Origin of the sequence: Burkholderia sola (assembly GCF_905400185.1) — a bacterium.
Lineage (GTDB): Bacteria > Pseudomonadota > Gammaproteobacteria > Burkholderiales > Burkholderiaceae > Burkholderia > Burkholderia sola.
On sequence record NZ_FR989677.1, the window covers coordinates 589,682 to 614,220 of the forward strand.

Sequence of the window (24,539 nt, forward strand, 5' to 3'; positions counted from 1 at the left end):
ATCGACGTTTTATATAGGAATGCAAATGAGCAAGATCGCCAATTTCGAAGGCTTTCATATCCGCAAGTGGTACACGCAGATCGAGGATTCGCTCGCGAACGAAACCGGCCAGCTCGCGGACGGCGAGCCGTTGCGCAAGATCGTGATCGCCGCGGCCGTTCACAACCCGTACGCAGGGCGATTCAGCGAAAACCTCGACGATCTCGTGCGTCCGTCGCCCGCGCTCGGCAAGGAGTTTGCGCGACGCATCGAGTCGCTCGCCGACGGCCGCGCGATCGAGAGCTACGGCAAGGCGTGCCTGGTCGGTTCGGCCGGCGAATACGAACACGGCAACGCGTTCCTCACGTCGATCTTCGCGGAGCCGATCCGCGCGGCGCTGGGCGGCGGCAAATCGTGGGTGCCGTCGAGCGGCAAGCGCGGCCCGATCAATACGGTGATCGACGTGCCGCTCGCGCACAAGGATGCGCTCTACGTGCGCTCGCACTACGACACGGTGACGTGCCTGTTTCCCGATGCGCCGAACGACGACGAAGTGCTGGTGATCTTCGCGTTCGCGACACGCGGCCGGCTGCATGCGCGGCTCGGTGGGCTGAAGGCGAGCGAGATCGTCGGTCGCGACGGTCTGGTCTGAGCGCGCATGTCGGGCGAGGAGCAGATGATGAACACGGCGTCCGTCAACGATGGATGGATAGACAACGATGGACTGCGGCTGCACTACGTGAGCTGGGGGCGCGACGATGCGCCGACCGTGGTGATGCTGCACGGCCTGCGCAGTTACGCGCATACCTGGGCGCCCGTCGCCGCTGCGCTGGCCGACCGCTACCGGGTCGTCGCGCTCGATCAGCGCGGGCGCGGGCTCAGCGATTGGGATCCGCGGCGCGACTACTACGCGGCGGCCTACGTGCGCGATCTCGACGCATTGGTGCGCGCGCTCGGCCTGCGACGATTCGTGCTGGTCGGGCACTCGATGGGCGGCGCCAATGCATTCGTCTACGCGGCGGCGCAGCCGGAACGGCACGCCGAAAGGCACGCCGAACGGCACGCCGAACGGCTCGCGGGCCTCGTGATCGAGGACATGGGCCCCGGCGCGTCGGCCGGCTCGCCGGGTTCCGAGCGCATCAAGCGCGAGCTGCAGGAAACGCCGGACGCGTTCGCGTCGTGGGACGACGCACGCGCGTTCTGGCGGCGCCAGCGGCCGAACATCGCGGAATCCGCGCTCGATTCGCGCATCGCGCATTCGCTGAAAGAAGGCGAGCCGGGCCGGATCGTCTGGCGGCACGACGCGCAAGGAATTGCGGCCGCACGGCTGGCGGCGACGCCGGAGCAGCTCGTCCATCTGTGGCCGTTGATCCTCAACCTGCACGTGCCCACGTTGCTGGTGCGCGGCGGCGACTCGGATTTCCTGTCCGCGGACGTGGCGGCCGAAATGGCGGCCGCCAATGCGGAAATCGAGCGGATCGACATTCCCGGCGCGACGCATTACGTGCACGACGATCAACCCGATGCGTTCAATCGCGCGTTGCGGTCGTGGCTCGATCGTCTCGAGGATCCTGCATGGCGCAGCGGAGGCGTGGGCGAATGAAAGCGAACAACCGGAACCGGACGTCGGTCGCGATCGTCGGCGCGGGGCCGAACGGCGTCGCGATGGCGAATCTGCTGGGCCTTTACGGCGTCGCGACGGTGATTATCGAGAAGGCGGCGGACGTCGTCGATTTTCCGCGCGCGGTCGGCATCGACGACGAAGCATTGCGGATGTTCCAGACCGCGAGGCTCGCCGACGAATTGAGCCGCGACATCATCCAGAACGTGCCGTTGCGCATGTTCAAGGCGAACGGCGAATGCTTTGCCGACATCCGCCCGTCGATACGCGAATTCGGCTGGTGGCGGCGCAACATCTTCATGCAGCAACTGGCCGAACACACGCTGCGCGCGGGGCTGGCGCGCTATCCGCACGTAGCGCTGCGGACCGGCGAGGAAGTGGTCGGCGTCGAACAGGACGACCGATGCGTCACGTTGCAGGTGCGCGCCGCCGACGGCAGGCAGTATGCGCTCGACGCCGACTACGTGGTGGCGGCCGACGGCGGACGCAGCCCGATGCGCGACTGGCTCGGCATCAAGCTGGCCGGCACGACGCATCCGATCAAATGGGTCGTGGTCGACGTGAAGAATGCCGGGCTCGACCAGCCGTGCACGGCGCTGAACTGCGACCCGCGCCGCCCGAACGTGTGCATCTATCTGCCGTTCAATTTCCGGCGCTGGGAGTTTCTCGTATTCCCGCACGAGGACGCAGAGGCGATCGCGCGGCCGGAATCGATCCGTGCGCTGATCGCGCCGTACGTCGACGACGTCGATCGTATCGAGATCGTGCGCGCGCGGACCTATACGCACCATTCTCGCGTGGCCGAGCGTTTCGTGGCGGGCCGCGTGGCGCTCGTCGGCGATGCTGCCCACCTGAGCCCGCCGTGGATCGGCCAGGGCCTGAACGCCGGCCTGCGCGACGTCGGCAATCTCGCGTGGAAACTCGCAGGCGTCGTGAACGGCACGCTGGATCCCGGCGTGATCGCTACCTACGAATCGGAACGCCGCGACCACGCGAAGGCGATGATCGATCTCGCGGACACGTTCGGTGCGATGCTGATGCCGACCAACCGGGTCGTCGCGTTTCTGCGCGACCGGTTCCTCGGGCTCGCGCGGTATGCGCCGGGCCTGAAGGACTACGTGCTGCAGATGCGTTTCAAGCCGATGCCGAGCTATACGCGCGGCGTCGTGCTGCCGGGCGCGCCGGGCGACGCGGCGGGCAGGATGATCGCGCAGCCCGACGTCGAAACGGCCGACGGCGTGCGCCGCAAGCTCGACGACGTGCTCGGCCCATGGTTTTCGATCGTCGGCTGGCAATGCGATCCGCAGGCGTGCCTGAGCGACGACGATCGCGCGTACTGGACGGCGCTGGGCGCGACCTTCGTTCAGGTCAACCGCTCGCGCAGCGGGACGGGCCGCGCGCGGCGCGTGACGAGCGCCCACGGCAGCGTGTGCGTCGAGGACGTCGACAACGCGCTGGCGGCATGGTTCGACCGGCATCGCGGCCCGCTCGTGGTCGTGCGCCCCGACCGCTACGTGGCCGCGCAGACGGACGCCGCCGGCATCGCAGGCGTGACCGCGGCGTTCCAGGCGTTTGCGCCGCGACAACGGGAGACCGCGGATGTTTGTTGAGCAACGCACGTACACGCTGGTGCCGGGCGGCGTCGCCGAGTATCTGCGGCTCTATGCGGAGTGCGGCCGCGCGCCGCAGGAGCACGCGCTCGGCACGATGGTCGGCTGTTTCGCGACGGAAGTCGGACCGCTGAATCAGCTCGTCTATCTGTGGGCGTTCGATTCGCTGGACGATCGGGCGCGGCGTCGTGCCGTGCTGATGGCCGATCCCGACTTCAGGACGTTTCGCGGCAAGGTCCGGCATCTGCTCGTCCGGCAGGAAAACCAGATTCTCCGACAGGAAATCGGCGGTCTGCTGCGTGCACCGCCATCGGCCGCGTGATGCGCGTTCGTTGCATGTCCGGCCCATCGTACAGTCTCTACCGAGGTATCCGTCTTGATCCCGTTTACGCCGCTGACTTCCCGCATGACGCCTGATGCGCAACGCGATTACGCGTCGCTCCATCTGTATATCGACGGCCGGTTCCTTCAGGCCGATGGCCGGCGCACGCAGCCCGTTCTCGATCCGGGAACCGGCAGCGTGCTCGGCGACTTGCCGCATGCGACGCCGGACGATATCGACGCCGCGGTGCGCGCCGCGCATCGTGCGTTCGCGACGTGGCGCCGCGAGTCGCCGCTCGCGCGCTCGGACATCCTGCGCCGCGCAGCTGCGCTGGTGCGCGAGCGGGCACCGGCGATCGGCCGCCACATCACGATGGACCAGGGCAAGCCGCTTCGCGAGGCGATTGCCGAGGTCGTGTCGTCGGCCGAGCAGCTCGAATGGCATGCGGAGGAGGGGCGTCGCACCTATGGCCGCGTCGTGCCGTCGCGCTCGCCGGACGTCGCGCAGACGGTGCTGCGCGAACCGATCGGCGTGTGCGCGGCGTTCTCGCCGTGGAATTTTCCGTTCAGCCAGGCGATGCACAAGATCGCGGCCGCGCTTGCGTCGGGCTGCACGCTGGTGCTGAAAGGGCCGGAGGAATCGCCGAGCGCGATCGTCGCGCTCGCGCGGATCTTTCACGACGCCGGCTTGCCCGCGGGCTGCCTGAACATCGTGTGGGGCGTGCCGGCCGACGTGTCGAGGCAGCTGATCGAGTCGCCGCTCGTGCGCAAGATCTCGTTCACGGGTTCGGTGCCGGTCGGCAAGCAACTGGCGGCGCTCGCCGCGTCGCACATGAAGCGCATGACCATGGAGCTGGGCGGGCATGCGCCGGTGCTGGTCTGTGCGGACGCCGATATCGACCGCGCCGCGACGATGCTGGCCGCGTACAAGTTTCGCAATGCCGGGCAGGTTTGCGTGTCGCCGACGCGGTTCTTCGTGCAGCGTGCGGTGTTCGACCGGTTCGTCGGCGCGTATCTGGAAGCGGTCGGCAAGATTCGCGTCGGCTACGGGCTGGAAGAGGCGACCACGATGGGGCCGCTTGCGCATGCGCGACGCGTATCCGAGATCGACGCGTTCGTTGCCGACGCAAAGACGAAAGGGGCGAAGATCGCATGCGGCGGGACGCGCGTGGCCGGACCAGGGCACTACTTCGCGCCGACGGTCGTACTGGGACCGGCGCGCGACACGCGGCTGATGAACGAAGAGCCGTTCGGCCCGATCGTCGGGATCGTGCCGTTCGACGCGCTCGACGATGCGCTCGACGAAGCGAACCGCTTGCCGTTCGGCCTTGCGTCGTACGCGTTCACGACGTCGGCGCGCGATGCGCACCGGATCGGCCGCGCGCTCGAAGCCGGCATGGTCAACATCAATCACTTCGGGATGGGGCCGGCGGAGATTCCGTTCGGCGGCGTGAAGGACAGCGGTTTCGGCAGCGAGGGCGGAATGGAGACGTTCGACGGTTATCTGGTCACCAAATTCATCACGCAGATGAACTGACCGGATGTCGGTCGACCGTCGCGCGCGACGACGGTCGCATGCTCAGGTCGCGTCGCCGATCTGTGCGGTGGCGTCGATCAGCAGCTTGCCGAGCACGTGCTCGTCGAACAGCGCGAAGTGTTCGGCGCGAAAGACCAGCGACAGGCTGCTGTTGACCTCGCCGCTGCTGGCCGTGCGAATCGGCGCGGCGATGCCGACGAACCCTTCATCGAGTTCGCCGCGCGAGATCCAGTAGCCCGCGTCGACGATCTGCTGGCACGCGCGCCAGAACTGCGTCCAGTCGCTCGCGAACTCGCCGAGCTCGGCGTTGTGGCGTTCGTGCAGGCGCTTCAGCCGCGCGCGCGACATCGCGGCGACGATCACTTTCGACGACGCGCCCTGGAACAGCGGCATGATGCGGCCGCGGCCGAAACCGAGTTGCAGGTTCTCGGCGCCGGTTTCGTGCATCACGTTGATGATCTGTTCGTCGAACAGCGTCGACACGAGCGCATCGCCGCCGGTGACCTGAACCAGCTTCTGGATCACGGGCTTCGCGGCGGTGAGCGTCGGGTCCGACTGCCGCATGTTGTAGTCGAGATGGATGATGCGCGGGCCCAGCGTATAGCGGCCGTTGGTGCCGACGAGCAGGCCGACGGATGCCAGTTCCTTCACGTAGCGATAGCACGTGGTGCGCGAAAAGCCCATGTGTTCGGCGATTTCCTCGGCGGTCATCGACGTCGCCGACGAAGAGAAGACGTCGAGGATGGACAGCATTTTGGTGAGGCTCGACATGACGTAATCCGGGATCAGACGGCTTGCGGCTAGGGAACGTGAAGGGCGAGTGCGGTTTCGGGTTGCCGCGCTGCGGCACGAAATGCAGCGCGGCGGGCGACAGGCCGTAGTCTAACTTAAGTCGTGCGGGCGGCAACCGGAACCGCGTCGACGCATGCGTGGAAGCGAGCCAATCGTATCGAGTTGGATCGTTTTTCAGAAGATTGATATGGATTCCTATTTTAGACAATGAAATCGCACTGGATCGATGTTGCTGCCGCGCCGGCCGGTTCACGCGTGCATCGTCCGGGAAAATTCGATGAGGAGAAGCAGATGAAACGGTGGTTCCGGATGGTGGCATGGTGCGGCTGCGGTGCCGTCGCACCGGCGTTCGCGCAATCGAGCGTGACGCTCTACGGTTCGCTGGACACGGGCGTGACCTATACGAACGACGTGGCGTCCGCCCCGCGCGGCGGACGTCAGATCGCGTTGCAGGCCGGCGTGTCGCGCAACGACGTGTGGGGCGTGACGGGCAGGGAGGATCTCGGCGGCGCCGACTATGCGGTCTTCCGGCTCGAAAGCCAGTTCCAGACGTCCGACGGTGCGCTGACCGTACCCGGCTCCGCATTCAGTTCGCAAGCATACGTCGGGCTCGGCGGCGACTGGGGGACCGTGACGCTCGGGCGCCAGTTCGATTTCGTCGGCGATCTCATGCCGGCTTTTGCAACCGGTGCGAACACGCCGGCCGGCCTGCTCGCGTGGGGCTTGCCCGCGAACGCGTCGGCGGGCGGCGCGCTCGACAACCGCGTATGGGGCGTCCAGGTGAACAATGCGGTGAAGTACGTGAGCCCGACATTCGGCGGATTGTCGTTCGGCGGCCTATGGGGATTCGGCAACGTGCCCGGCACGGTCGCGCGCAGCAGCGTGCAAAGCGCGATGCTGTCGTACACGCAAGGTGCGTTCAGCGCCGCGCTCGCTTATTTCGGCCAGCATGACGTCACTGCCGGTGGCAATCTGCGCAATGTCTCGGGCGGCGCAGGCTACAACGTCGGGCCGTTTCGTGTCTTCGGCATGGTGTCGGACGTGCGGATCAGCGCTGCCGCGCCGCTGCGGGCCACCACCTATGACGCCGGGCTGACCTATGCGGTCACGCCGGCGTTGCAACTGGGCGGCGGCTTCCAGTACCAGCAGCGCGGCGGCGACATCGGCTCGGCCAACCAGATCACGTTGAGCGCCGACTATTCGCTGTCGAAGCGGTCCGGCCTTTACGCGGTATTCGCACACGGGCACGACAGTGCGTATGGCGCGCAGGTCGAGGCGGCGCTCGGCGGGGCGGCGTCCGGTTCGACGCAGACCGCGGTTCGGCTCGGCCTGCGGCATCAGTTCTGACGATGCGCGAGAAACACGGGCTGCCGCGTCCGTCGCGCGAGAGCCCGTGTTTCCTCACCCGGTTCAGAACCGATGCATCATCCCGACGCGCAACGCCAGCTGGTTGCGGCCCGACGACTGTCCGGCCGTGCCCAGCACGTGCGCGTAGTCGAAGTCGGTGCCGGTATGGCCGGTTGCATGCTGGTACGCGCCCTGGATGTAAGTCGAGGTCCGCTTGCTCAGATCGTAGTCGAGCATCATCGACATCTGATGCCAGCTCGGCGACGCATCGCCTGCCGTCGTCGCGACATGCGCATGCGTGTAGGCATAGGCGGCGCCGAGCCAGAGATCCGGCCGGAAGAAATACTGGCCGTTGACCTCGAAGTTGTCGAACTTCCACGCGTGCTGCGAGCCTGCGGCCGGCTGGTTCGCGAAGTACAGATTCGACTCGGGGTTGGTCACGTCGACGTGCGAATACGCGGCGGACAGCGTCAGCGTGTCGCTGAACTTGTACGACATGCCGGCATCGATGTTCTGCTGCGAGCGGCCGCTGAAAACCGTGTCGTCGCTCGACAACGCCCCGCCCGCGGTTGCGCCGCCGTTGTTGGCCTTCAGGTACGCGACGGCGGCGGAGAACGCGCCGGCCTGGTACTGCACGGCGGCGCTATAGACGCGATTGCGGGCGAAGCCGCCCGCCTGATTCGCGAGCCCGTAGAGTACTTCGCCCTTGAAGCCGGCGTAGGAGGGCGACACGTACTTGACGCTGTTCTGGATGCGGTAGTCCCAGTCGGCGTTGTCGTTGTCGTACGGGTGCGCGCCGAAGTCGCCGAGCCAGTTGCCGGTGGCCGTGAACGGGCTCCACATGTCGAGCGTGGGATCGTACTGGCGGCCGAACGTGAGCGTGCCGAACCGGTCGGAATCGAGCCCGACGTAGGCTTGCCGGCCGAACATCCGCGACGTCACGCCGAGCGCGCCGGTGCTCGCGTTGAAGCCGTTCTCGAGCTGGAACAGCGCTCTGAGCCCGCCGCCGAGATCCTCGGTGCCTTTCAGCCCCCAGTTGCTGCCGACGGTATCGCCGCTGACCATCTGGTAAGCGTTGCTGCCGCCCGCGTTGCTCGTGAAATTGACGCCTTCGTCGATCAGGCCGTACAGCGTCACGGTGCTTTGCGCATGGGCCGTCAGGCCGAATCCCATCGCGCTCGCGGCCGATACGGCCGCCATCATCTTCTTCATCGTCGATCTCCAGGTGTGGACGGCCCACGCGGCGCGGTGCGGTTTCCGACGGCATACGTCAGCACCGGACGCGTGTAGCGGGTCCGCTTGTCGTTAGTAAAACGAAATATTAAATTTGAAGAAAAGAGACACGCCGCGATCGGGCGGACCGAATACGGAACCTCGCCGGGCGCGCGGTTCCGCGTGGCGGCGGCGTTACAGCATCCGCCGCAGCACGTCGTTTTCCGGGTTGCGGTCGAAGAACCGGTGTTTCAGCGCGCCAAGCACATGCAGTACGATGAGCGCGAGCAACGTATAGGCGAGCGTTTTGTGCAGCCATTGAAACGCCTCGAACCAATGGTCGTTCTTCGGCAGCAGCTCGGGTACGCGGAAAAAGAAGAACGGTACGCCGTCGCTCTGCGTATACGTGCTGGACATCGAATAGCCCATCAGCGGCACGATGATCGCGAGCCCATACAGCAGGTAATGGCCGATCTTCGCGAGCGTGCGATCGAGCGTCGGCAGCGTGGAAGGCAGCGGCGGCAACGGCTTCATCGAGCGAATCGCCAGTTGCGTGACGACCACCAGCAGCGTGAGCACGCCGAACTCCTTGTGCGTCGGGTAATACCAGTCGAACTTGGCCGGCAGGTTGTCGTCGAGCCGGACCATCGTCCAGCCGGTCCACAGCTGCGCGCCGATCAGGATTGCCCTGACCCAGTGCAGCAGCCGAAGCGCGAGCGGGTATTTCTCCGCGGGGAATGCGATGGCCTGGTTTTCCATTTGATTTGTCTTCCTTTTAAACGAAACGGGGCACGCGGGATGCCGATCATCGACTTCGGCGCCCCGCGGCGATCTTCGTCGAACCGAGGCCGGATGGCGATGCGCACGAGCCTTCGACGAAAGGCCCGTGCGCCGGGCCGGTTCGCGCGCTCAGGCGATCGCGCGCGAATCCGCGCAGCACTCCTGCAACGCCTCGCGCAGCGTCACGGCCATGAAGTCGGCTTCGCCTGGCTGCAGCGTCAGCGGCGGCGACATCACCACCTTGTTCGCGATCGCCCGCACCAGCACGCCGCGCCGGCGCGCGGCATCGGCCACGCGGGCGGCGAACCCCTTGCCCGGATCGAGCGGCGTGCGGCTGGCCTTGTCGGTCACCAGGTCGAGCGCCAGCATCAGTCCCTTGCCGCGGACGTCGCCGACGGTCTCGAAGTCGGCCTTCAGCGGCAGCAATTGCTCGAGCAGGCGCTGGCCGACCCGCGCCGCATTGCCGGGCAGATCCTCGGCCTCGACGATGTCGAGCACCGCGAGCGACGCGGCGCACGCGAGCGGATGCCCGCTGTACGTATAGCCGTGCATGACCACGTGCGAGAAGCCCGCGCCATGTTCGATCGCGTCGGCGATGCGCCCGTTGTACAGCGTCGCGCCGAGCGGCACGTAGCCGGCGGAAATGCCCTTGGCGACGCACAGGATGTCGGCGGCGACGCCCCAGCCGCGGCTGCCGAGCAGGCTGCCGGTGCGGCCGAAGCCGGTGACCACCTCGTCCGCGATCAGCAGGATGCCGTTACGGTCGCACACGGCCCGCACGCGCGCCCAGTAATCGGCCGGCGGGACGATCAGGCCGCCGGCGCCCTGCACCGGTTCGGCGACGAACGCGGCGATGGTCTGCGGGCCGTGGAACGCGATCGTTTCCTCGAGCTGCCGGATGCAGTGCTCGACGAGTTGTTGCGGATCGTCGCAATTCCACGGATTGCGATAGAGCCAGGGCGTGTCGAGCAGCACGCAGCCGGGCAGCAGCGGGCCATGATTGTAATGGTAGACGCCGTTGCCGCCGATCGACGTGCCGCCCATGTGCACGCCGTGATAGCCGTTGCGCAGCGACAGGAATTTCGTGCGCGACGGCTCGCCCGCGGCGACCCAGTACTGGCGCGCCATCTTGAGCGCGGTCTCGATCGCGTCGGAGCCGCCGCTGCCGAACATCACCCGCTGCATGTCTTCCTGCGCGAACATCGCGCACAGGCGGTCGACCAGATCGTAGACGCGCGGATGGGCGACGCCGTCGAAGGTCTGGTAGTACGACAGCGCGTCCATCTGCCGCGCGATCGCGCTTTTCACTTCCGGCCGGTTGTGGCCGACGTTGACGTTCCACAGTCCGCCGACGCCGTCGAGCATGCGGTGGCCGTCGACGTCGTACACGTAGTTGCCGTCGCCGCGCTCGATGATCACGGTGGGAGTCGTATGCCCGGCGGCCGCCGAGCTCATCGGGTGCCAGAATCGTTTTTGACGCTTTTGATAGTCCATGGTGTCTCTCGTCTCTCTTGCGAAGTACTTGAACAGGGTTGGGGCGCGGTGTGCGCCGTCGGGTCACAGGGCTGCGGTGACGATCTTTTCCTCGAGATACGAATCGAGCGCGGCCTTCGACAGGTCGCGCCCGATCCCGCTTTGCTTGGTGCCGCCCCACGGCAGGCGCGCGTCGATCGGGCTCCACGCATTGATCGCGACCGCGCCGACGTCGAGCCGCTCGGCGACGCGGTGCGCGGTGCCGACGTCCTGCGTCCACACCGAAGCGGAGAGACCGAACGGCGTGTCGTTGGCGATGCGGACGGCGTCGTCCTCGGTCTCGAACGGCATCACCATGCCGACCGGGCCGAACACCTCGTCGCGGGCGATCCGCATGCCCGGATGAACGCCGCCCAGAATCGTCGGGCGCATGAAGCAGCCGCGCGGCGGCACCTGTTCGTCGCCGGCGAGCATCACCGCGCCTTCGGCGAGCGCGCCGTCGACGAGCGCGCGTACCCGCGCGAGGTGGCGCGGGTTGATCAGCGCACCCATCTGTACGCCGGGCTCCGACGGCGGACCGACGCGCATCGCGCGAGCTGCGTCGGCAAGCCGTTCTTCGAGCGCCTGCGCGATCGAGCGATGTGCGAGCACGCGCGAGCCGGCCGCGCACGTCTGCCCCTGGTTCGCGAACATGCCGGCCATCAGCGACGGAATCGCCCGGTCGAGATCGGCATCCGCAAACACGATCTGCGCGGCCTTGCCGCCGAGTTCGAGCGTGACGCGCTTGAAGGTCTTCGCTGCCACGCCCGCGATCGTGCGGCCGACTTCGGTGCTGCCGGTGAAACTGATCTTGTTCACGAGCGGGTGCGCGACCAGCGCGGCGCCGACTTCCGCGCCGACGCCGTGGACGATGTTGACGACCCCGGCGGGCAGGCCGGCTTCGCAGACGAGTTCGCCGAGCCGGGCGACGGCCAGCGGCGTGTCCTCCGACGGCTTGATGACCACCGGACAGCCGGCCGCGAGCGCCGGCGCGAGCTTCCACACCGCGATCATCAACGGCGCGTTCCACGGGATGATCTGACCGGCGACGCCCACCGGCGCGCGCCGCGTGTAGCTGAGCGTCGGGCGGCCCATGAAGCCGTCGGTCGGAATCGTGCGGCCCTCGAGCTTGTCGGCCCAGCCGGCGAAATAGCGCAGCGTGTCGATGCACATCGGCAGGTCCATCATCCGCATCTCGGCAAGCGGGCGCCCTTGTTCGACGGCCAGGCATTCCGCCAGTGCGTCACGGTCGCGCTCGACCAGGTCCGCGAGCCGAAGCAGCCAGCGCGCGCGGGCCGAGCCGCCCGCGCGGGCCCACGCGTCGCCGTGCAGCGCGGCGTGCGCGGCACGCACCGCGCGATCGACGTCTTCGGCGGTCGATGCGGGCACGGCGGCCACGTAGTCGCCGGTCGCCGGCGCCAGCTTTTCGAAGGTACGGCCGGCCGCTGCGTCGCAATGCCTGCCGTCGATCAGATTCTGAATTTTCATCATGGTGTTCCGTGTTTCCCAGGGGCGAATCGTCGGGCCGAACGGGTGAGGGCGATGACAACGGCCACCGTCAGGCTTCGACGTCGCATTCACTGTATGTCGATGAAAACGCGCGCCTTGTCCGCTATCGGCAATCGTTGCGGCGCGATCGGGATAGGGAATACCCGTGCCGGCGCGACGCATCGCGCGTCACGTTGGCAGCGGGGAATGCTCGGGGAGTGAACAACGAGACGACGGTGCGGCGCGGCACCGTCCGGTCGGCGGCTACTGGGCGGCGCGCCCGAGTTCGCGATACAGGTCCGGGTCGCTGCGCTTCAACCGCAGCGCGGCGCGGATGCCGAGCGCACCGACGGCGACGAGGAAATACGGAAACATCGCGACGAAGGTCGAATCCGATCCGCTCAGCACGGACAGGTTGCGCACGACGAGCACGAGGCACGCACCGAGCGCGATCACGCTGACGAGCGGCGCGATCAGGCGGTGCACGACGCCGGCGTCGCGGTGATCGCGCGCGAAGAACGCGATCACCGACGCCGCCACCAGGATCTGCACCGCGATGATGCCGATCGTGGCCAGCGCGCTCATCCACGAGAACACGACCGCGAACGGATCGAGGCGGAACGCGGCCGACCCGGCGATGGCCGCGAGCGCGATCAGCGTCTGCACCTTGCCGGCGACGTCCGGGCAACGATGCACCGGGCACGTATGGCCGAGCTTGCGCCACAGCACGCGTTCGCGGCCCATCGCGTAGAAATAGCGCGTGATCGTGTTGTGGAACGACAGGATGGCCGCGAACAGGCTCGTGACGAGCAGCACGTTCATCGCGTCCGTCGCGATACTGCCGAGCAGCCGGCCGCTGACGGCAAACCACAGATTGGCCGGATCGCGCGCGGCCTGCGCGGCGATCGCGCGCTCGCCCCACGCCTCGACGATCGCCCACGACGACAGCGCGTAGAACGCCATGATGAGGATCACGGCGAGGTAGGTGGCGCGCGGAATCGTGCGCTTCGGGTCGCGCGCCTCCTCGGAGAAGATCGCGGTCGCCTCGAAGCCCATGTACGAGCCGAGCACGAACACGAGCGCGGTGCCGAGCCCGGGCGCGAACACCATCGCGGGGCTGAACGGTTTCGCGCTGAAGCCGCCGGCACTCGCGCCGTGCACGACGATCGCGAGATCGAGCAGCATCACGATCGCGATTTCGCCGATCATCAGCATGCCGAGCAGCCGGCCGCTGAACTCGATGCGCCGCGCGCCGCAGAAGTGGACCGCGACGACGCACGCGAGCGCGAACGCCCACCACGGCACGTCGACGCCGTAGTGCCGCTGGATGCTGTCGTTCAGAAAGAAGCCGAACATGCAGTAGATCGCGATCTGCACCGCGTTGTACGCGACGATCGCGACGAACGCGCCGCCCACGCCGGCGGGGCGTCCGAGCCCGTTCGCGATGTACGCGTAGAACGCGCCCGCATTGGAGATGTGCCGGCTCATCGCCGCATAGCCGATGCTGAAGATCAGGTACATGACGCCGGCCAGCACGAATACGCCGGGCACGCCGGGGCCGTTGCCGAGCGAGAATGCCGCGGGCGTCGCGCCGACCATCGCGGTGAGCGGCGCGGCCGCGGCGACGACGAAGAAGACGATGTGGGAGAGTCCGACGGCGTTCTTGCTGAGCCCCGCTTCGGACCGGGGTGACGATTCGTTCATGATGGGTCCCGCTGGCCGGCTCGTCCGTCAGGAGTCGACACCGGCATGCCTGATCGATATCCCCGTGCCGCGCGCCGATCCTGACGTGCCGGCAATCGATGCCGACCTCCGCCGACGACACAGGTATGCGCTTGGACGGCCGCTCGATGCGGTGCAGCGCATCGAGCAGGGCCGACGACAAAATTTACGGTGCCGAAAAAACGGGCGTTGTCCGTAATCGGCAATCCGCATGGGCGGGGGCGGCAGGGGATTACCCGGATGCGACGCCGCCATGCGTCTGTCGCGGGCTCAGCTCAGGCGCGGCGTGTGCGACGGCAGTTCGTGGAAATGCTGCTGGTAGTACGCGGAGAAGCGTCCGAAGTGGCAAAAGCCGAATTGCGCCGCCGCGTCGCCGATCCGCATCGTGTCGGGCGTCGTCATCAGGAAGCGGCGCACGGCGTTCAGCCGGATCGAGCGGAGATAGGCGGTCGGCGTGGTGCCGACCACGTTCTGAAAGCTGTATTGCAGCGTGCGGCGGCTGATCCGCAGGTGATGACAGAGATCGATGACCGTCGGTACGTCGTCGGATTCCAGCGCGATTTCCTGGCTGCGCCGCACGATGTAGCTTTGCGTCGAGGCCGACGGCAGCGCACCGGCATCCGGGTCGTCGGGCTGCACGAGGTCGAGCAGGATGCCGACCAGACTGTGCGCGAGCACGCGTTCGTCGAACGCATCGCGCGCGGTGAGCGAACCGCTGTCGAGCGCCTGGCCGAGCACGCGTTCGAGGCCGTCCAGCGCGTTGCGGTAGCGCGCGGGCGAGATCGGCAGCACCGGCTGCTTCAGGAAACGTGCGGGCAGGTTCGCGAGTTCGTCCACCTCGCGATCGGCCGCGAGCGTGCGGTCGATCGTGAACGCGAGCACCTCGGTGTCGCACGGCAGGTGGGCGACGAATTCCTCGCCGCCGCGCAGCGTCAGCAGGCTCGGCCGCTCGACGGTGCGCCCCTGGACCACGGGCGCGACCGCACTGGCGATCGGCAGCGCGAAGCAGAGCCGGTCGCGCGGCGCGAGGCCGTGCTGCATCACGCGCTGGTTGATGCGTTCGCGAAAGACGTGAAAACGCTGGCCGGCGACCTGGCGCAGCGTGGTCGTCGCGGTGCCCGGACTGATCTGGTCGTAGTGCTGCGACCAGTTCACGATCGCCTGGGAATGGAGGAACACATCCGAGAAGCACAGTGTTTCAGCGCGCAGGTTCATGGCGTGGCGAATGCATCCCGTTTCAAATTCGATGCCGGCCGAAGCCGGCTCATGCTGCCGGCGCGGGCAGCGCGATCGCGCCATGCGCGCGCCGCCCGGATGGCTTTCCGAACGCGCGGTGCGACGCGGTCAGTCCCGCCGACGATCATATCCAGAAAAAAACACCGCGTGACGCGATCGAAAAGTCCGGTGGCGTTTGTCGAGCGAGCGGCCCGCGGAAGGCGGCGGCGCATAGCCAAACCGAAAGAAATTCGGGGGTGCCGGACGATATCGACTGACGAATGTCATTGGCAACTCCATTTTTCAAAATCTCATTATAGGGGATTAAATTTATTTTTTCGGTGGGGTTTGCACATGGCGTCATGCGCTGCCGAGTAACGGGGGCTTCATGGTCAACACGATCGCGCACCATCGGTATTTTCTTACAAAACTGTCGGATGTCGATTCACGTCATGGCCCAGGGCACGCACGACGCCTCCTCTCGTGTTAACTACCAATAAATCCCGAAATACGGGATTTGTATAATTACCCCGCAACGCCTCGCCTGTTCGTGACGCCTGTCCACATACCGGGAGCGGTCCATGTCCGAGTCACCCCCTGCCTTGTTGTATCGCCGGATCGCGCTGCGCGTGATTCCGTTTCTGTTCGTCTGCTACGTCGTCAACTTCATCGATCGCGTCAACATCGGGTTCGCCAAGCTGCAGTTCCTGCAGGACCTCGGCTTGAGCGAAGCCGTATTCGGCTCCGCGACGGCCATCTTCTTCATCAGTTACGCCGCGTTCGAGGTGCCGAGCAACCTGCTGCTGGCGCGCATCGGCGCGAGCCGCACGCTGATGCGGATCATGGCGCTGTGGGGCCTGTGCACGGTCGCGCAGATGTTCGTGACCGGCAGCGTGTCGCTGTACGTGGTGCGGTTTCTGCTCGGCGCCGCCGAGGCCGGCTTCTTTCCGGGCCTGATCCTGTACCTGTCGTACTGGTTTCCGGATAGGGTGCGCGCCCGCGTCAACAGCGTGCTGCTGCTCGCCGTTCCGGTCGCGGGGATGATCGGCGGACCGCTGTCCGGCTGGATCATGGCGCACCTGCAGGACACGATGGGGTTGCGCGGATGGCAGTGGCTGTTCCTGATCGAGGGATTGCCGGCCATTGCGCTCGGGCTGGTTGCGCCGCTGATGCTGAGCGACCGGCCGGAACGGGCGGCATGGCTGTCGCCTGCGGACCGGCAGGCGCTGTTGCGCGATCTGGACGCGGAGCGGGCGTCGGCCGTGGTCGGCCATGACCGAACGGGCGTGCTCGACATCGTTCGCCACGCGCGCGTGCTGGGGCTGGCGGCGATCTATTTCTGCGTCTACGTCGGGATGGGGACGGTGACGTTCTGGTCGCCCACGGTGCTGAAGGCGGCCGGGGTCGCGAGCGTTACCGGAATCGGTTGGTTGTCCGGATTGATTTCCGTGTTCACGATGATCGGCAACGTGGCGATCGCATGGAGTTCCGACCGATACGGCGAGCGCCGCTGGCATACGGTGGCTTGCATGCTCGTCACCGCGTGCAGTCTGCTGCTCCTGCGCTTCTCGGTCGGCCATGTAGGAGTCACCGTCGCGTTGCTGGCGATCGCGCAGCTGTGCGCGTTCACCGTGCCGATCGTGTTCTGGACGATTCCGGCTGCCCAGCTGACCGGCCGCGCGGCGGCAGCCGGCATCGCGGTGATCAGCATGCTGGGTTCGCTCGGCGGCGCGTTCAGTTCGTGGCTGGTCGGCATCCTGTTCGCACGTACCGGCGCGCCGTATGCCGGGTTCGCGGTGGTCGCGGGGCTGCTGGTGGTCGGCGCGGTGCTGGTGACGAGCCTGGTGCCGCGCACGCTGCCGTCGCGCCGCACGACGAGCGAACGGGCCGCGTGGCAGGGCGTCGAATAGCGCGTTGCCGCGCCCTCGCCGACGCGCGCCGGCGCCCGCTCAATCCGGATCGGCTTTCAGCCCACCCTCGATCCACCGCGCTTCCGACGCGCGAAGGTGCGCGCGAATGGCCGTCTGGGCCGCGATCGGATCGCCGGCCTGCAACGCGACGAGCACGTCCTCGTGCTCGCGCACGGCGGCCGTCCACGTCTGCGGATTCTCCGCATGGCCGCGCATCGCGGTCGCGATCGGGTCGTGGCGGCTGTCGAACAGCTCGCCGACGAAGCGGGTGAGCACCGAATTGCCGGCGGCTTCCGCGATCAGCATGTGGAACTGCCGGTCGGCTTCGACCGGGGATTTGCCGGCCTCCGCGAGCCGCTTCATGCGCTGCACCGTGCGGCGCAGGCGCTCGAGCATCGCGGCCGTCATCCGCGCGGCGGCCAGCGCGGCGACGCTGCCCTCGACGGCCGCGCGCGCCTGCATCAATTCCGACGGACTGTCGCCGAGCGTGGCCATCGGGCCGACCGCGTCGGCCGCCGTGTCGCGCACATACACGCCGGAGCCCATCCGGATCTCGATCTGCCCGCCGATTTCCAGCGCGATCAGCGCTTCGCGCAGCGACGGGCGCGATACGCCGAGCGTCAGCGCCAGCTCCCGCTCCGGCGGCAGCCGCTCGCCGATCGCGAATTCGCCCTGGCGAATCAACGCGACGATCTGGGCCGCGACCGATTGGTAAAGCCGCTTGGGTTCTGTCGATTTCATACGAGTGATAGGGATCAATGCGCTTTCGGCGCAAGCGCGTGTCGCGGAGTCTATCACGCCTGCCGCTTTGCCCCGTCTGGCAGCGGGTTCATCCGGATGTCGGGGTTTTCACTATTGGTAAGATCGGATGAGGATAGATAAATTGGCTTGACCAAATTCGGTTTGATTGCTGTAATTCATCCAAATTGGACTGACCAGATAGTGCCGCGGTCGATCCACCCCAAGGAGACGCAATGGCAATGCCTCGCAATCTGCCCGGTCAGGCCGCGCACGACGAAGCGGACCGGGAGATCCTGCGCCTGGACGGGATTCGCAAGCGCTTCCCGGGCGTCCTCGCGCTCGACGGGATTCGCCTCGACCTGCGCCGCGGCGAGGTGCATGCGGTGTGCGGCGAGAACGGCGCGGGCAAATCCACGCTGATGAAGATCATCAGCGGCCAGTACCTGCCCGACGACGGCGTCGTTCACTATCGCGGCGCGCCGGTGCGATTTCGTTCGGCTTCCGAAGCGCAGGCGGCCGGCATCTCGATCATTCACCAGGAACTCAATCTCGTCCCGCACCTGAGCGTGGCGGAGAACCTGTTCCTCGCACGCGAGCCGCGGCGCGGGCCGTTCGTCGATACGAAACGGATGAACGCGGATGCGACGCGCTGCATCGCGCGCATCGGGCTGAACGTGGCCCCGACGACGAAGGTCGGCGTGCTGTCCATCGCGCAGCAGCAGATGGTCGAGATCGCGAAGGCGCTGTCGCACGATGCGCGCGTGCTGATCATGGACGAGCCCACGTCGTCGCTGACGGAAGCGGAGACGGTGCAGCTGTTTCGGATCATCGAGGAACTGCGCGCCGACGGCGTGGCGATTCTGTATATCTCGCACCGGCTCGACGAAATGGCGCAGATCGTCGATCGCGTGACGGTGCTGCGCGACGGGCGTCACATCTCGACGGACGATTTCGCCGACGTGAGCATCGACGACATCGTCGCGCGCATGGTCGGACGTACGCTCGACGACGCGTATCCGTCGCGGCAATCGGTGCCGACGGACGACGTGCTGCTCGACGTGCGCGACCTGCGCCGCGACGGCGTGTTCGGGCCGGTGTCGTTCGCGCTGCGCCGCGGCGAGATCCTCGGTTTCGCGGGATTGATGGGCGCCGGGCGCACCGAGATCGCCCGCGCGATCTTCGGCGCGGATCGCATTGACGGCGGCACGATCGCGCTGCACGGCCGGCCCGTGACGATCCGCTCGCCGCGCGAGGCGATCCGGCACGGCATCGCGTATCTGTCGGAGGACCGCAAGAAGGAGGGGCTCGCGCTGCCGATGCCCGTCGCGGCGAACCTCACGCTCGCGAACGTGCGCGGCATCACGTCACGCTTCGGATTCCTGCGCTTCGACGACGAGCTCGACGTCGCGCGCCGCTACGTGCAGGACCTCGCGATTCGCACGCCGTCGGTGCACCAGCGCGTGCGCAACCTGTCCGGCGGCAACCAGCAGAAGGTCGTCATCGGCAAATGGCTGTACCGCGGCTCGAAGATCCTGTTCTTCGACGAGCCGACGCGCGGCATCGACGTCGGCGCGAAATTCGCGATCTACGGGTTGATGGACCGGCTCGCCGCCGACGGCGTCGGCGTGGTGCTGATCAGTTCGGAATTGCCCGAACTGCTCGGCATGACCGACCGGATCGCCGTGTTTCACGAAGGTCGATTGACCGCGTTGCTCGACACTCAACACACCAGTCAGGAGGAGATCATGCACTACGCGTCGGGGCGTTCCCATGCTTGAAATGACATCCGATCGAAGCCAGGCCGACGAACGGGCGGCGCGACAGCGGCGGCGCGACCTGATCCAGAAGTTCGCGGCGCTGGGCAGTCTCGTCGTGCTCGTGTTCGCGTTCTCGATATCGAGCGCGGCGTTCTTCTCGGTCGACAACCTGATGACGGTCGGCCTGCAGGTCACGTCGATCGCCTATCTGGGCGTGGCCGCCACCTGCGTGATCATCACCGGCGGCATCGACCTGTCGGTCGGCTCGGTGCTCGCGCTGGCCGGCGTGTGCGCGGCGCTGCTGGTCAAGGCCGGCGTGCCGGTGCCCGCCGCGATGGCGGCCGGCATCCTGGTCGGCGCGCTGTGCGGGCTCGTCAACGGCATCTGCGTGACGCAGATGGGCCTGCCGCCGTTCATCGCGACGCTCGGCATGATGCTCGTCGCGCGCGGCATCGCGCTGCAGATCACCGGCGCGCGGCCGGTCTCGGATCTCGGCGACGCGTTCGGCGCGCTCGGCAACGGCGCGCTGCTGCGGATCTCGCACATCGGCGCGGACGGGTTCCCCGACACGACCTTTCCCGGCATCCCGTATCCGGTCGTGATCATGGTCGTGCTGTTCGTCGTGGTGTCCGTGCTGCTGTCGAGAACGTCGCTCGGCCGGCATATCTACGCGGTCGGGTCGAACGCGGAAGCCGCGCGGCTGTCGGGCGTGAACGTGCAGGGCGTGAAGCTGTTCACCTACGTGCTGTCCGGCGCACTCGCGGGCGTGACCGGCTGCGTGCTGATGTCGCGGCTCGTCACCGGGCAGCCGAACGAAGGCGTGATGTACGAGCTCGACGCGATCGCCAGTTCGGTCATCGGCGGCACGTCGCTGATGGGCGGCGTCGGCACGATTTCCGGCACGGCGATCGGCGCGTTCGTGATCGGCGTGCTGCGCAACGGCCTGAACATGAACGGCGTGTCGAGCTTCATCCAGCAGATCATCATCGGCGTCGTGATCCTCGGCACGGTGTGGATCGACCAGTTGCGCAATCGCCGGCCCTGACCGGCAGCAAGCAGTCCCTACCAACGAGAAGCGGAGCGAGACATGAACAAATCCATCCTGCTGGCGGCATCGGCGTGCGTATTCGCGGTATGCAGCAGCGGCGCGCATGCGGCGGGCGGCGAGATCGCGGTGATCGTCAAGACGGTCAATTCGAACTACTGGCAGAACGTGCAGAAGGGCGCGAAGGCGGCGCTCGACGGCGCCAAGGGCTACACGATGACGTTCCAGGGCCCGGCGGCCGAGTCCGATATCAGCGGGCAGGTCAACATGGTCGACAACGCGGTCACGCGTCACGTGGCGGGCATCGTGCTCGCGCCGTCCGATCCCGATGCGCTCGTGCCCGCGATCAAGAAGGCGTGGGAAGCGCACATTCCCGTCGTGCTGATCGACTCGGCGATCGCGGACGCCGGCAAGCCGTACTACCAGGCGTTCCTGTCGACCGACAACGAAAAGGCGGGCGCGCTGTGCGCGAAGGCGCTGATCGACCGCATCGGGCAGTCCGGCAAGATCGCGATCATGTCGTACGTGCCGGGCGCGGGGTCCGAGGTCAGCCGCGTCGGCGGGTTCCGCAAGTACCTCGAGAGCCATTCGAAGCTGCAGGTCGTAGGCCCCTACTACTCGCAATCGCAAATGGCGACCGCGCTGAACCAGACGACCGACGTGCTGTCGGCGAACCCGGACCTGAAGGGCATCTTCGGCGCGAACGAGCCGACCGCGGTCGGCATGGGCCGGGCGCTGAAGCAGTCCGGCAAGGCGGGCAAGGTGGTGGCGATCGGCTTCGACGGCAACGAGGACTTGCAGGGCTTCGTGCGCGACGGCACCGTGCAGGCGATCGCCGTGCAGGGCTCGTGGCAGATGGGGAACCAGGGCGTGCGTACCGCGCTCGACGTGATCGAGCGCAAGCCCGCGCCGAAGCTGATCGATACCGGCGTCGTGATGGTCGACAAGCAGAATCTCGATTCGCAAGCCGCGAAGAACGTCCTGTACTGATCCCTTTACCCCGCATCCAGTCACGCCTCATGAACGCAAACGATACGCGCACCTTGCCGCGCAGCGGGCTGACGGTGTCCGCGCTCGGCCTCGGCTGCTCGCAGCTCGGCGGCCTTTATCGGCCAATGTCGGCCGCCGATGCCGCCGCGCTCGTCGACGCCGCGTGGGCGGCCGGCCTGCGCTATTTCGACACCGCGCCGTATTACGGCTACACGCTGTCCGAGCGGCGCGTGGGGGCCGGCCTCGCCCCGCGCGAGCGCCGCGCGTTCACGCTCAGCACGAAGGTCGGGCGGCTGATGCGCGCCGACGCCAGCGTGCAGCCGGGCGACGACGGCTGGGCCGAGCCGCTGCCGTTCCGGCCGGTCTACGACTACAGCTACGACGGGATCATGCGCTCGCACGACGACAGCCGGCAGCGGCTCGGGCTCGCGCGCGTCGACATGCTGTACGTGCACGACATCGGCGCGATGACGCACGGCGATCGTCACGCGCACTACTGGGAACAGTTGACGCGTGGCGGCGGGTTTCGCGCGCTCGACGCGCTGCGCGCGGGCGGCGAGATCGGCGCGTTCGGTCTCGGCGTGAACGAATGGGAAGTCGCGGCCGACGCGCGGAACGAAGCGGAACTCGATGCGGTGCTGCTGGCCGGCCGCTATACGCTGCTCGAACAGACGGCGCTCGAACCGCTGCTCGACGCGTGCGCGCGTGACGGGACGGCGATCGTGATCGGCGGCGTGTTCAATTCCGGCCTGCTCGCCGGCAACGGCAAGTTCAACTATGCGGACGCGAGCGCCGACGTGATCGACAAGGCCACGCGGCTCGGCGCGCTGTGCAACCGCTTCGACGTGCCGCTTCCCGCCGCTGCGTTGCAATTTCCGTTCGGCCATCCGGCCGTCGTGTCGTGCGTGGTCGGCGCGCGCAGCGTGGCCCAGTTGAAGCAGAACATCGACTGGTTCGAGCGCCCCGCGCCGGCCGAGCTGTGGGATGCGCTGCGCGACGAAGGTCTGATCGATGCGCACGCGCCGGTGCCGGGAGCACGCGCATGACCGCACGGATCGACGCCCATCAGCATTACTGGCGCATCGGTGCGCGAGCCGGTTGCTGGCCGCCGGCCGAACTCGATGCGATTCACCGGGACTTCGGCCCGGCCGATCTCGCGCCGCTGCTCGACGCGGCGCGCATCGATACCACCGTCCTCGTGCAGTCGCTGCCGAGCGAAGCCGATACGCGCTTTCTGCTCGATCTCGCGGCTGAAACGCCGCGCGTCGGCGCGGTGGTCGGCTGGGTCGACCTGAAGGCCGACGACGCACCGGCGCGAATCGCGGCGTTTGCATCCGCGCCGAAGGCGCGCGGCTTGCGACCGATGCTGCAGGATCTGCCGGACGACGCGTGGATCGACGATCCGCGGCTGGATCGCGCGGTCGCCGCGATGCGCAAGCATGCGCTGGGTTTCGATGCGCTGGTGATGCCGCGTCATCTCGATGCGCTGCATGCGTTCGCGCGACGCCATCCGGATCTGCCGATCGTGATCGACCACGGCGCGAAGCCGTTCATCGAGCGCGGCGAATTGCAGCCGTGGCTGTCGGCGATGAGCCGGCTCGCGCGCCTGCCGAACCTTCACTGCAAGCTGTCCGGCCTCTGGACCGAAGCGGGGCCGTCGGCCGGCCCGGATGCGGTGCGCGCGCGCACGCGGCCGTATGTCGATGCGCTGGCCGATCTGTTCGGGCCGACGCGCCTGATGTGGGGCAGCGACTGGCCGGTGCTGCGGCTCGCGTCGGCATGCGGCGGATACGGCGAATGGCTGGCCGCGTGCGAGGACGATTGCGCGCGGTTGCTCGGCGCCACGGCGCTGGACGGCCTCTTCGGCGGCAACGCGCGCCGCTTCTACCGGATCGACACCGCACGCCACGACGAATGAACCAGAACGAAAGGAACCCGACATGCTCAGCGTGATTTGCGAATCCCCCGGCGTGCTGCGCGTGCAGCATCGCGAACCGCCCGTGCGCGGCAGCGGCGAAGTGTTGTTGCGCGTGCAACGGGTCGGCATCTGCGGCACCGACCTGCACATCTTTACCGGCAACCAGCCGTACCTCGACTATCCGCGCGTGATGGGCCACGAGCTTTCGGCGGTCGTCGTCGACGCGGAGCCGGCGTCGGGGCTTGGCGCCGGCGATGCGGTATACGTGATGCCGTATCTGTCGTGCGGACACTGCGTCGCATGCCGTCACAGCAACACGAACTGTTGCGTGAACATCAAGGTGCTCGGCGTGCATCGCGACGGGGCGTTGGCCGAATACCTGAGCGTGCCCGCGCAGTTCGTCCACAAGGCCGACGGCATTTCGCTCGACCAGGCGGCGATGCTGGAATTTCTCGCGATCGGCGCGCATGCGGTGCGGCGCGCGGACGTCCGTGCCGGGCAGCGCGCGCTGGTCGTCGGCGCCGGGCCGATCGGCATGGCCGCGATGATCTTCGCGAAGCTGCGCGGCGCCGACGTCACGTGCCTCGACACGCGGGCCGACCGGCTCGCGTTTTGCCGCCAGCATCTGGCGGTCGATGCGGCGGTTGAGGTGGGGGAAGGCGACGCGGCGCGTCTCGCCGCGCTGACGAACGGCGAGTATTTCGATGCGGTGTTCGACGCGACCGGCAACCTCGATGCGATGAATCGCGGTTTCGAATTCGTCGCGCATGGCGGCAAATACACGTTGATCTCGATCGTGCGCGGGCACGTCGCGTTTTCGGATCCCGAATTCCACAAACGGGAAACGACGCTGCTCGCGAGCCGCAACGCGACGGCCGAGGATTTCGCGACGGTGCTCGACGCGATGCGGGCAGGGAGGATTCCCGACCGCGCGCTGAACACGCACCGGATGCGGCTCGACGAGGTGCCGGACGCGCTGCCGCGTCTGCTGGATGCAGGGCAGACCGTCGTGAAGGCGCTCGTCGAATGCTGATCCAGCGAA

22 protein-coding genes are annotated in these 24,539 nt (G+C 67.3%); 13 read left to right on the plus strand and 9 right to left on the minus strand.

Annotated elements, in window-relative coordinates; genetic code table 11:
• Positions 1 to 25: 25 nt before the first annotated feature.
• The 5 genes from KR541_RS32680 to KR541_RS32700 all read left to right on the plus strand — a co-directional run bounded on the left by KR541_RS32680 (position 26) and on the right by KR541_RS32700 (position 5,068).
• Complete coding sequence (locus KR541_RS32680) at positions 26 to 631, plus strand: amino acid synthesis family protein (protein WP_023476921.1); 606 nt, start codon at positions 26 to 28, stop codon at positions 629 to 631.
• Between the two features lie 27 nt (positions 632 to 658).
• On the plus strand, positions 659 to 1,582 hold the full coding sequence (locus tag KR541_RS32685; protein WP_176015942.1) for an alpha/beta fold hydrolase: 924 nt from the start codon (positions 659 to 661) through the stop codon (positions 1,580 to 1,582).
• The gene (locus KR541_RS32690; protein ID WP_209924328.1) at positions 1,579 to 3,210 is read left to right on the plus strand and encodes a bifunctional 3-(3-hydroxy-phenyl)propionate/3-hydroxycinnamic acid hydroxylase; all 1,632 of its coding nucleotides are present in this window, start codon (positions 1,579 to 1,581) and stop codon (positions 3,208 to 3,210) included. The genes KR541_RS32685 and KR541_RS32690 overlap by 4 nt, the downstream gene beginning before the upstream one ends.
• Complete coding sequence (locus KR541_RS32695; protein WP_050016779.1) at positions 3,200 to 3,532, plus strand: NIPSNAP family protein; 333 nt, start codon at positions 3,200 to 3,202, stop codon at positions 3,530 to 3,532. Before KR541_RS32690 ends, KR541_RS32695 begins: the two co-directional genes overlap by 11 nt.
• A gap of 84 nt (positions 3,533 to 3,616) precedes the next feature.
• Complete coding sequence (locus tag KR541_RS32700) at positions 3,617 to 5,068, plus strand: NAD-dependent succinate-semialdehyde dehydrogenase (protein ID WP_185641064.1); 1,452 nt, start codon at positions 3,617 to 3,619, stop codon at positions 5,066 to 5,068.
• 42 nt (positions 5,069 to 5,110) lie between these two features.
• Here the strand turns inward: KR541_RS32700 and KR541_RS32705 are convergent, their stop codons facing one another.
• Positions 5,111 to 5,839: an IclR family transcriptional regulator gene (locus KR541_RS32705; protein ID WP_039356037.1), complete on the minus strand. Its 729-nt coding sequence runs from the start codon at positions 5,837 to 5,839 to the stop codon at positions 5,111 to 5,113.
• A 312-nt stretch (positions 5,840 to 6,151) separates the two neighbouring features.
• On the opposite strand from KR541_RS32705, the gene KR541_RS32710 reads away from it, so the two are divergent.
• Positions 6,152 to 7,207, plus strand: a complete 1,056-nt coding sequence (locus tag KR541_RS32710) for a porin (protein WP_216090092.1) — start codon at positions 6,152 to 6,154, stop codon at positions 7,205 to 7,207.
• 63 nt (positions 7,208 to 7,270) lie between these two features.
• On the opposite strand, the gene KR541_RS32715 is transcribed toward KR541_RS32710, so the two are convergent.
• The 7 genes from KR541_RS32715 to KR541_RS32745 form a co-directional block, all read right to left on the minus strand.
• Positions 7,271 to 8,419 carry a porin gene (locus tag KR541_RS32715; protein ID WP_050016784.1) on the minus strand — a complete coding sequence of 383 codons (1,149 nt, stop codon included), beginning with the start codon at positions 8,417 to 8,419 and terminating at the stop codon, positions 7,271 to 7,273.
• Between the two features lie 195 nt (positions 8,420 to 8,614).
• Complete coding sequence (locus tag KR541_RS32720; protein ID WP_204384510.1) at positions 8,615 to 9,178, minus strand: cytochrome b; 564 nt, start codon at positions 9,176 to 9,178, stop codon at positions 8,615 to 8,617.
• A gap of 150 nt (positions 9,179 to 9,328) precedes the next feature.
• Positions 9,329 to 10,693, minus strand: a complete 1,365-nt coding sequence (locus tag KR541_RS32725; protein WP_216090093.1) for an aspartate aminotransferase family protein — start codon at positions 10,691 to 10,693, stop codon at positions 9,329 to 9,331.
• 63 nt (positions 10,694 to 10,756) lie between these two features.
• The gene (locus KR541_RS32730) at positions 10,757 to 12,202 is read right to left on the minus strand and encodes an aldehyde dehydrogenase family protein (RefSeq protein ID WP_124555368.1); all 1,446 of its coding nucleotides are present in this window, start codon (positions 12,200 to 12,202) and stop codon (positions 10,757 to 10,759) included.
• Positions 12,203 to 12,463: 261 nt separating this feature from the next.
• On the minus strand, positions 12,464 to 13,903 hold the full coding sequence (locus tag KR541_RS32735) for an APC family permease (protein WP_050016791.1): 1,440 nt from the start codon (positions 13,901 to 13,903) through the stop codon (positions 12,464 to 12,466).
• Between the two features lie 288 nt (positions 13,904 to 14,191).
• A complete protein-coding gene (locus KR541_RS32740; RefSeq protein ID WP_050016792.1) occupies positions 14,192 to 15,136 on the minus strand; it encodes a helix-turn-helix domain-containing protein in 945 nt (314 codons plus the stop codon).
• A gap of 145 nt (positions 15,137 to 15,281) precedes the next feature.
• Complete coding sequence (locus KR541_RS32745) at positions 15,282 to 15,548, minus strand: hypothetical protein (protein ID WP_216090094.1); 267 nt, start codon at positions 15,546 to 15,548, stop codon at positions 15,282 to 15,284.
• A gap of 169 nt (positions 15,549 to 15,717) precedes the next feature.
• Between KR541_RS32745 and KR541_RS32750 the strand changes: the two genes are divergently transcribed.
• Positions 15,718 to 17,046, plus strand: a complete 1,329-nt coding sequence (locus KR541_RS32750; RefSeq protein WP_050016794.1) for an MFS transporter — start codon at positions 15,718 to 15,720, stop codon at positions 17,044 to 17,046.
• A 39-nt stretch (positions 17,047 to 17,085) separates the two neighbouring features.
• Here KR541_RS32750 and KR541_RS32755 read toward each other — a convergent pair whose 3' ends face one another.
• Positions 17,086 to 17,787 carry a FadR/GntR family transcriptional regulator gene (locus KR541_RS32755; RefSeq protein ID WP_050016796.1) on the minus strand — a complete coding sequence of 234 codons (702 nt, stop codon included), beginning with the start codon at positions 17,785 to 17,787 and terminating at the stop codon, positions 17,086 to 17,088.
• Positions 17,788 to 18,020: 233 nt separating this feature from the next.
• On the opposite strand from KR541_RS32755, the gene KR541_RS32760 reads away from it, so the two are divergent.
• Genes KR541_RS32760 through KR541_RS32785 form a run of 6 tightly spaced genes read left to right on the plus strand, consistent with a single transcriptional unit; the run spans position 18,021 to position 24,530 of the window.
• Positions 18,021 to 19,565: a sugar ABC transporter ATP-binding protein gene (locus tag KR541_RS32760; protein WP_124630168.1), complete on the plus strand. Its 1,545-nt coding sequence runs from the start codon at positions 18,021 to 18,023 to the stop codon at positions 19,563 to 19,565.
• Entirely contained in the window at positions 19,558 to 20,589 is a 1,032-nt protein-coding gene (locus KR541_RS32765) for an ABC transporter permease (protein ID WP_050016800.1), read from the plus strand. Before KR541_RS32760 ends, KR541_RS32765 begins: the two co-directional genes overlap by 8 nt.
• Positions 20,590 to 20,631: 42 nt before the next feature.
• On the plus strand, positions 20,632 to 21,579 hold the full coding sequence (locus KR541_RS32770; RefSeq protein WP_089490428.1) for an ABC transporter substrate-binding protein: 948 nt from the start codon (positions 20,632 to 20,634) through the stop codon (positions 21,577 to 21,579).
• 29 nt (positions 21,580 to 21,608) lie between these two features.
• The gene (locus KR541_RS32775) at positions 21,609 to 22,625 is read left to right on the plus strand and encodes an aldo/keto reductase (RefSeq protein WP_050016804.1); all 1,017 of its coding nucleotides are present in this window, start codon (positions 21,609 to 21,611) and stop codon (positions 22,623 to 22,625) included.
• Positions 22,622 to 23,497 (plus strand): amidohydrolase family protein, encoded by an 876-nt coding sequence (locus KR541_RS32780; RefSeq protein WP_050016806.1) that lies wholly within the window; start codon positions 22,622 to 22,624, stop codon positions 23,495 to 23,497. The genes KR541_RS32775 and KR541_RS32780 overlap by 4 nt, the downstream gene beginning before the upstream one ends.
• A 22-nt stretch (positions 23,498 to 23,519) precedes the next feature.
• The gene (locus KR541_RS32785; RefSeq protein ID WP_050016808.1) at positions 23,520 to 24,530 is read left to right on the plus strand and encodes a zinc-binding alcohol dehydrogenase family protein; all 1,011 of its coding nucleotides are present in this window, start codon (positions 23,520 to 23,522) and stop codon (positions 24,528 to 24,530) included.
• Positions 24,531 to 24,539 lie beyond the last annotated feature (9 nt).